The sequence below is a fragment of the Acidisphaera rubrifaciens HS-AP3 genome (assembly GCF_000964365.1).
Classification (GTDB): Bacteria; Pseudomonadota; Alphaproteobacteria; order Acetobacterales; family Acetobacteraceae; genus Acidisphaera; species Acidisphaera rubrifaciens.
On record NZ_BANB01000638.1, the window covers coordinates 1 to 1,743 of the forward strand.

3 protein-coding genes and 1 pseudogene are annotated in these 1,743 nt (G+C 72.1%); 3 read left to right on the forward strand and 1 reads right to left on the reverse strand.

What is annotated here, in order from left to right:
• Positions 1-731 (reverse strand): diaminopimelate epimerase (gene dapF / locus B8460_RS15655; RefSeq protein WP_048862546.1); only part of this gene is annotated, 731 nt, incomplete at its 3' end.
• Positions 732-912: 181 nt separating this feature from the next.
• Here dapF and rpmI point away from each other — a divergent pair.
• The 3 genes and pseudogenes from rpmI to B8460_RS15670 all read left to right on the forward strand — a co-directional run.
• Positions 913-1,116 (forward strand): 50S ribosomal protein L35, encoded by a 204-nt coding sequence (gene rpmI / locus B8460_RS15660; protein ID WP_048862547.1) that lies wholly within the window; start codon positions 913-915, stop codon positions 1,114-1,116.
• 12 nt (positions 1,117-1,128) lie between these two features.
• Positions 1,129-1,485, forward strand: a complete 357-nt coding sequence (gene rplT / locus B8460_RS15665) for a 50S ribosomal protein L20 (protein WP_048862548.1) — start codon at positions 1,129-1,131, stop codon at positions 1,483-1,485.
• An 89-nt stretch (positions 1,486-1,574) separates the two neighbouring features.
• Positions 1,575-1,743: pseudogene (locus tag B8460_RS15670) on the forward strand (phenylalanine--tRNA ligase subunit alpha); the annotation flags it as partial.

A 1,743-nucleotide genomic window follows, 5' to 3' on the forward strand; every position in this document is an offset into this window, starting at 1 on the left:
AGGCTGCCGCCGTCCAGCACGACCTCCACCCGCCGCCCGGTCAGGCCGCGGCGGACGGCGTTGACCACGGCGGCGCAGGCGCCGGAGCCGCAGGCGAGCGTCAGCCCGGCGCCGCGCTCCCAGACGCGCAGGCGCAGGCGGTCCGGGCCGAGGACCTGCGCAAAGCCGATATTGGCGCGTTCGGGGAACAGCGCGTCATGCTCCAGCCCCGGGCCGATCGCCGGGATGTCGAGCGCGTCCAGGTCGGGGACGAAAAACGTCGCGTGCGGGTTGCCCATGCTCGCGGCGGCGGGCGGCGGCAGGTCGGGCCGCAGCGCCGGCAGGCGGAGCGTGTCGGTCTCGCGCGCCAGCGGGATGTCCCGCCAGCCGAGGCGGGGGGCGCCCATGTCCACCGAGACGGTGCCGTCCGGATGCAGCTCGGCCCCAAGCGCGCCACCTTCGGTTGCAATCGAGAGGTGCCGCGCCCCGCTCTCCGCGCCGAGCAGGGCGGCGACGCAGCGCGTGGCGTTGCCGCAGGTGGCGGACCGGCTGCCGTCCGGGTTCCAGATGCGCATGGCGGGGCCGGGCAGGACCTCGATCAGCTGGTCGAAGCCGATCCCCCGCCGCCGGTCGGCCAGGGCGCGCACCGCCTCCGGCCCGAGCGCCGGCGCGACGGCGGAGGCGTCCGCCCGGGCGTCGATCACGACGAAATCGTTGCCGCAGCCATGCATCTTGGTGAAGGGAATACGCATCGCGGCCTATATGGCGTGCCCGGCACCCGGTGTCGAACGGACCGCCTCTTGCCCCGGACCGGCCGGGCGACTATGACGCGCGCCTTGTCTGCGCGCCGGGCCTGTAGGGGCATGCCCGGCCGCGACCGTCTGCGCGCCGGCCGTCGCCGGACGACGCGGACCCTTCGACCAGGAGTAGCAAATGCCCAAGATGAAGACCAAGTCGTCGGTCAAGAAGCGGTTCAAGATCACCGCGACCGGCAAGGTGCTCGCCGGACCCGGCAAGAAGCGCCACAACCTCTATGCGCGCAGCCAGAAGGCCAAGCGCAGCAACCGCGGCAGCCAGACGCTGACCCATGCTGACGGGCTGACCGTCAAGCAGTGGGCGCCGTACGGCCTGTCGTAAGGAGAGCGCGCCATGGCACGCGTCAAGCGGGGCGTCACCAGTCACGCCCGGCACAAGAAGGTTCTCAAGGCGTCCAAGGGCTTCGTCGGGCGCTCGTCCACGAATTACCGGATCGCGCTGGAGCGGCTCGAGAAGTCGCTGCAGTACGCCTATCGCGACCGGCGGGTGAAGAAGCGGGAGTTCCGCGGCCTGTGGATCCAGCGCATCAACGCGGCGGTGCGCGAGCACGGGCTGACCTATAGCCGGTTCATCTTCGGCCTGCAGAAGGCCGGCATCGAGATGGACCGCAAGGTGCTGGCCGCCATCGCCTATGACGATGCGGCGAGCTTCGCCGAGATCGTGCGCAAGGTGCAGGCGGCCCTGGCCTGATCCCGGCCCCTTGCCGGACGACGAGTGAGCAAGGGCTGTCCGGCGCAGGGCAGCCCTTTTTCGTGCGCGGTGCGCGAGCGGATGGATCGATGAGCGACGACCTGGATGACCTGAAGGCCGAGACCGCGGCGGCGCTGGACGCGGCCGGCGACCTGCGCGCGTGGGACGCGGTGCGCGTGGGCGTGCTCGGCAAGTCCGGGCGGCTGACGGCGCTGCTGAAGGATCTCGGCCGCACCCCGGCGGAGGAACGCCGCGCGC